4 protein-coding genes and 1 pseudogene are annotated in these 6,098 nt (G+C 65.1%); all 5 read right to left on the reverse strand.

All coding sequences use genetic code 11. The features are described 5' to 3' along the window. Positions 1-749 (reverse strand): annotated as a pseudogene (locus AC5DC2_RS17900) (histidine kinase); the annotation flags it as partial. Next, on the reverse strand, positions 746-1,408 hold the full coding sequence (locus AC5DC2_RS17905; protein ID WP_024706487.1) for a response regulator transcription factor: 663 nt from the start codon (positions 1,406-1,408) through the stop codon (positions 746-748). The gene AC5DC2_RS17905 and the pseudogene AC5DC2_RS17900, both read right to left, overlap by 4 nt. 60 nt (positions 1,409-1,468) lie before the next feature. Then, on the reverse strand, positions 1,469-1,717 hold the full coding sequence (locus tag AC5DC2_RS17910) for a hypothetical protein (RefSeq protein WP_491699455.1): 249 nt from the start codon (positions 1,715-1,717) through the stop codon (positions 1,469-1,471). Positions 1,718-1,856: 139 nt separating this feature from the next. Continuing rightward, the gene (locus tag AC5DC2_RS17915; RefSeq protein ID WP_024706489.1) at positions 1,857-2,066 is read right to left on the reverse strand and encodes a hypothetical protein; all 210 of its coding nucleotides are present in this window, start codon (positions 2,064-2,066) and stop codon (positions 1,857-1,859) included. Positions 2,067-2,082: 16 nt separating this feature from the next. Next, positions 2,083-5,937: a baseplate multidomain protein megatron gene (locus AC5DC2_RS17920; RefSeq protein WP_491699456.1), complete on the reverse strand. Its 3,855-nt coding sequence runs from the start codon at positions 5,935-5,937 to the stop codon at positions 2,083-2,085. Positions 5,938-6,098 lie beyond the last annotated feature (161 nt).

The following is a 6,098-nucleotide window of genomic DNA, read 5'->3' on the forward strand; positions in this document are numbered from 1 at the left end:
TGCATGCGCGCGCGTTCGACGATCGTGCGGTTATTGCGAAGAAGCGCATTGATTTCGTCGGCGAGCGGTTGGATTTCGACGGGAAAGGCGCCTTTCATTTCCCCGTCGCCCTGTTCGGAAATAGTGCTGAGCGCCGCGCGGGCCCTGTCCAGCGGACGCAGGGCCCACAGAATGATCAACCCGTTCAGGAGAATGCTGGCGATGCCGAAGAGCGCGAGAGCGATATAGAGCCGGCGCGAGAACCAGCGCACGTCATTGTCCACCGCATCGCGGTTGCCCGATACGCGCACCCGGGTCGCCCGGTTCTGATCGTCCATCACGACCACCGTCTCGATCACCGCCAATTCGTTGTCGTGGTCGTCGCGAACGACATAGGTCCGCCGAAAGTCACCGTCATACGGCACTTCACTGACCGGCTTGAGCGGCAGTTCCTCTCCCCCGAGCGAGGGGGAGCGCAGTGCTTCTCTCTTGTCGTCATAAAGCGGATCGACCACCCAGTACCAACCGGTCTGCGGTTGCTTGTAGCTGAGGTTCCCGAGCTGCGGCGCGCCGGTCAGGTCCCCGTCCTCGTCGATCGACACGGAGTTGACGACATTGAACATCTCGGCCTGCAGAAGCTGGCGGAAACCGCGCTCGGCGGCATTTCTGTAGAGCGCGGAGATCACCACCGCAATCACCAGAAGCGCGATGACAAACCAGACCGTCGTCAGCGCCAGGGAGCGCAGCGTCAGGGAGTTTGCCCATTTCATTCAGGCACCTGCATGCGGTAGCCGAGACCGCGGACAGTCTCGATCCATTCCGGCCCGATCTTCTTGCGCAGACGTCCGACGAAGACCTCGATCGTGTTGGAATCCCGATCGAAGTCCTGATCGTAAAGATGTTCGGTCAGTTCCGTGCGCGAGACGACCTCGCCCTGGTGGTGCATCAGGTAGGACAGCAGCCTGTACTCGTGCGAGGTCAAGCGCAGCAACTCGCCGTTGAGCGTCGCCTTGGAGGCCTTCACGTCAAGCGCGATCGGCCCGCAGGAGATCGTGCTGGCCGCATGTCCGGCCGCCCGGCGGATGAGCGCCCGGATGCGCGCCATAACTTCCTCGATGTGGAAGGGTTTGGTCACATAGTCGTCGGCGCCGGCGTCGATGCCGGCAACCTTGTCGCTCCAGCGATCGCGCGCCGTGAGAATCAGTACCGGCATCTTTCGCCCGGCGGCGCGCCATTTTTCCAGAATAGACACGCCGTCCAGCGCCGGCAGGCCGATATCGAGAATCACGGCATCATAGGGTTCCGTGTCGCCGAGGAAATGCCCTTCGACGCCGTCATAGGCACAATCGACAACGTAGTCGGACTCCCTCAGCATCTGAGCAAGCTGCCGGTTGAGGTTTTCATCGTCTTCGATGAGCAGGATACGCATGTCGGTCAACTCACTGTTTGCGGACAGGGACTTCGGCAAGGCGCAAGGGCCGCGGGACGATCAGCTCGCGGGAACGGTTCGGGTAATCTTGCGCGGCATATTTCCGTTGTTTGCGGGGATGATGACGGTCACCTGGCAGCTGCTGCCGTCCTGCGTCGGCACCGCGGACAACAACTCTCCGCCGGTGCTCCTGACGACCGCCGCCGCCGCCGCCGCGCAGTCGGCAGAGATTGCGCCGCCGGTCTGAGCGGCAAGGAGCAGGCCGGCGGCCGGCGCCATCCGCAATGCAAGCATCGTCTTGCGCATCATAATGTTTCCCAAAGAAATTCACTTTGCCCTTACTGATAAGAATAGTTGGCTGAACTGCAAATGAATAGTCCCATAGACGCAGGCAAAACCCACGGCTGCCGGAGCGCTTGGCCCCGGCAGCCGGTTATCGCACCGTGCGTCAGCGGCTCAGCGTGCCCTTGGCCGCTATCCGGCCGAAAAGCGCGACCAGCCCGCCGGAAGCGCCGGCGAGCGTGGCAATGGAGGCGGCCAGTTCGCTCTGCGTGCCGTCGTCCAGATAGAGGCCGCCCATCTGGAAAAGAGGAGCGGCGATGGCCAGAAGCGCGCCCCATACCGTCTTCGAAAGATACCATTTCTTCGTATTATCCATGTCATTTCCTTTCTGTTCAGACCGCAAGTAAAAATGTGCGGACGAGGGCCGTGCCGAGCGGCACCTTCCGCCCCAGTTGACGAAGCCGGACCGCAAAAACCGTCGCGGGAAGACCGAAGTCGGAGATCTGCTCGGCCTCCGGATAGAGCCATTGCGGCACGGCGGTCTCGATGCTGCGCAGCAAGGTTGCGCCGGCGAAAATCTCCAGGCGGTAGGCTTCGGCGTCCTCGTCCTTCGGAATGTCGGCAGCGGCCCAGTCATCGGCGTCGAGGCGGGAGCGCCGCACCCAGCTGAAGGCCAGGTCACCGGAATTGAGACGCCGAACCTTCAGCTGCACCGGCGACAGAGGCGTCTCCGCCCTGATGCCCCCGGCAAACTGATAGGGCGCGCGCGGATCGGCCTGGCCGTTGGCGGTTTCGACGACATAGTTCCGCGATAGCCCCACATGCCTGCTGCCAAGCCCGACCGGGACAACGGAAGCGTTGAGAACGACGGCGTCATTGCCCGTCTCCGCGCCCGCCAGCATGGCGTCCTCGGTTCCGTGAAGACCGCGCAACAGGCCCTCCAGCCGCCAGCGCCCGGACGAGATTTCCGTGGCCCGCAGGAAGCCGATGATCTCGAACACGCCATTGCCGGCCCTCACGGCAATGCGGTTCTCGCCGTTCAGCACGGCCGTTCTCGTCGCCGATGCGAGACCGCCGAAATCCAGATCGACGACGAGGGCGCGGGTGAAGTCGAACCGCCCGCTCGCGCCGGGCTGAAGCGGGGCGGCAAGCCGCGCCGTTGCCGCCGGCCTGTCGATGACCGCGCCGGTCTGATAACCTTCATCCGTCGACGAGGAGGCGACGAACGCACGGCGGAAGGGGCGGGAGAAGACCGCAACCCGGGCGAAATCCTCGGCCGGTCCCGGTGCGTCGCGCGCAAGGTCGAGAAAGATCACCCTCGGCGAGAAACCCTCCGAGGCGGCGTCATGCGCAAGGCGCGCGTTTTCGCCGGCGCCCGGGGCCGTGCCGGCAGACGGCGAAAACGACCGCGCCTCCAGCCGGATCGTCTCGGCGACCTCAAGCCGCGTCACCATGAAGCGTCCGGCCGGCCCGCCTTCGAGCCGGAACACATCGCCGATTTCCAGAGCGCGCTCCTGCGGCGAAAGGTCAATCTGCAGGGTCCGCATGCCGCAACGGCTTTCGCGCAGCAGCGCGTGGGCCCGCTCCAGCGCCGTCGCCTCCGAAAGGACCGTCGGCAATGCGAACCGGAGCACCCGATCGCTGACCGCCGTCGCGCGGCTCGCGCGGGCGCTTGCCTGCGCGTAATCGGCTTCCGGATCGAAATAGGTGACGGCAGCCTCGCCCGGTATATCGCTGCCGTGAAGCCGCGTCTCGCGCCACGGGCCGGCGTCGGCGTCGCGCTCGGCAACAATATCGATCACGCGCGGCGAAAGGCTGGCGCGCTGGCGCGAACGGAACACCAGGCCGTCGGCCGTTTCGATACAGTCCGCAGAATAGAGCGAGAGCAGCGGCTCGATCAGGTCGCGCGCCGCATCAATATCGGCCTGCAGATAGCCTGTCAGATCACCGCTCAGCAGGCGCGTGTCGCAATCGTTGAAACCGTGATCGGCAAGAAGCGCGCGTACGGCGTCGGCAAGCGTGGTCGCTCCCAGCCTGCCGTTCAGCCAGTGCCCGGTCGTCCAGTTGGCGCCGTCGCTCCACAGCGCTTCGTTCTGCGGAAAGGCCGGATAGGGCCGGATGTCCCAGCACCAGAGGAAAATATGGTCAGGATCGACCATGCCGGCAGGCGCGCTGGCGCCCGTCCAATACCCAAGATGCGCTTCCAGGAAGCGGCGCTGCTCGTCGTCGGAACGCCGGCGGCTCGAGAAATGGGGATAGGCGGATTCCGCCGATTTCGGATCGGCAAAGACATTCGGCTGGCAGCTTCCCTTGTCGACCGCCGGACATCCGAGCTCGGTGAACCAGATCGGCTTTTCCATGGGAACCCAGGCGGTGGGCGCAACTGCCTCGCCGCCGCCGATCCGGTCGAAATGCCTGTTCGACCACCAGCCCGCAAGGTCCTTGTATCTGTAGACCCATGGCTTGTTCGCAAGTCCGTCGGTGATCGGCGTGCGTCGTCGCGTTACCCGATCCGCCTGGTCGATATAGTGCCAGTCGTATCCTTCGCCGGCTGCGATCTGCCCTTCAAGCCCGGCCGGATCGGTCGCGCTCTTGAACCCGTCCGGATTCTCCGAAGCAAGGTCGTCATCGCGCCAGTCCGACAACGGCATGTAATTGTCGATGCCGACGGCGGTGATATCGGGGCTCGCCCACAGCGGATCGAGGTTGAAGTAGATATTGCCGCTGCCATCATCCGGATGGAAACCGAAATACTCGCTCCAGTCCGCGCCGTAGGTGAGCGCCGTATCCGGCCCGAGGATGTTTCGCACGTCGCCCGCAAGCTCGATCAGCCCCTCGACGAAAGGAAAGGCGTCATTCTGATCGCGGATCGAGGTCAGGCCCTTCAGTTCCGAGCCGATGATGAAGCCGTCCACGCCTCCGGCGGCGGCGGCGAGATGCGCGTAATGCAGAACGAGACGCCGGTATCCGGCATCCGTGCCGGCAAAGGCGACACCCGTCGGTCCCGGCGTGAAATGATGCGGCTCGGCCGTGCCGAGAAACGCCTCCACCTGCGCTCTCGCGGTCGCGGTCCGGTCGCTCGAGCCGGAAACGCCCCTGGCGGGATGGCAGGTGATCCGGCCGCGCCAGGGATAGATGGCCTGCTCCGCACCGCCATAGGGGTCGGGCAGGCCGTTGGCCGCAGGCACGTCCATCATGATGAAGGGATAGAGAAACACCTTCAGCCCGCGCGACTTCAGGTCTGCGATCGCCGCCATCAGCCCGGCATCGTTGGGCGTGCCGCCATAGGCCGGTCCGCCCTCATGCGTGCTCACCACATGCGCCTCGTCGCGCTTGATGCCGGAAACGGACCAGGGCGTGCTCTCCTCGGCGCGAAACGGCGTCTCCACGCCCGGCAGAATGCGGCACTCACCCGCCCTCAGATCCGAGCCGAACCAGGTGACGACCAGCGCCACGCGCTCCAGATTGGGGCAAAGCGCGGTCAGTTCGTCGATCGAGGCTTCCCAGTCGGTCGCGCGGGTGAGCGTGTTGCGGTTCATGATCCGCTGGCTTCCGCGGCCGAGCGATTCTGTGACCGGATAAGGGCAGAGCCCGTGTTCGGTCGCGCCGGGAATGACGGCGATGGCCTTCACCCGGCTCTCGAGCGCTCCCGTCGGCTTCAGCACCTCGAACTGGATCACGGGGATGCGGTTGCCGAATCCGTCGAGCGGCAGGCGTTCGAAGACGACATAACAGAGCCCGCGATAGGCGGGCGCGTTGCCGGCGCCCTGCTTGGCCTCGATCAGGGGATCTGGCAACTGGCTGTCATCGCCCGGATAGAAGCGCATCTCGATGCCGGTCAGGTCCAGCTCGCGCCCGTCCGCCCAGACCCGCCGGATCGCGGCAACGGGGCCTTCACAAAGGCCGAAGGCGAAATTGCCGTAATAGGCAAAGCTTTCGAGCGTCGAGCCCGACGCCTTGCCGCCGGCGCGCTCCTCGACCACGTCTTCCTCGAATCGCGTCGCCCAGATCAGCGTTCCCCCGACCCGCGACGCGCCGTAGACGCGCGGAATGGCAACGCCCTCCTCCGCGCCGCCAACCCGGGCGGTCGGCAAATGGCGGCCGGCTGCCCTGCGGCCGCCGGAAAAGATGGATCCGTCGACCGCCGCGCCGGCGAGCGCGCCCAGCGCCCGCCCGGCAACGGCGCCGAACGGTCCGAGAACGCTGCCAAATGCGGCGCCTGCCGCCTGAAATAGGATCGTTGCCATGAGTTGAACCTCGACGAGAAGAACAGCGCGCCCGCCTGCCGCCGGCGCGATATGCGTGTTTGGATTTTCAACGACCGCGCCAAGGCGAGGCCCTGGACGATGTCCTCCGGCTAGCGCATCGGCCCGAAAATCGGGTCTGATTTTCGGAAAGCACGATGCGT

Source organism: Martelella sp. (assembly GCF_984369615.1).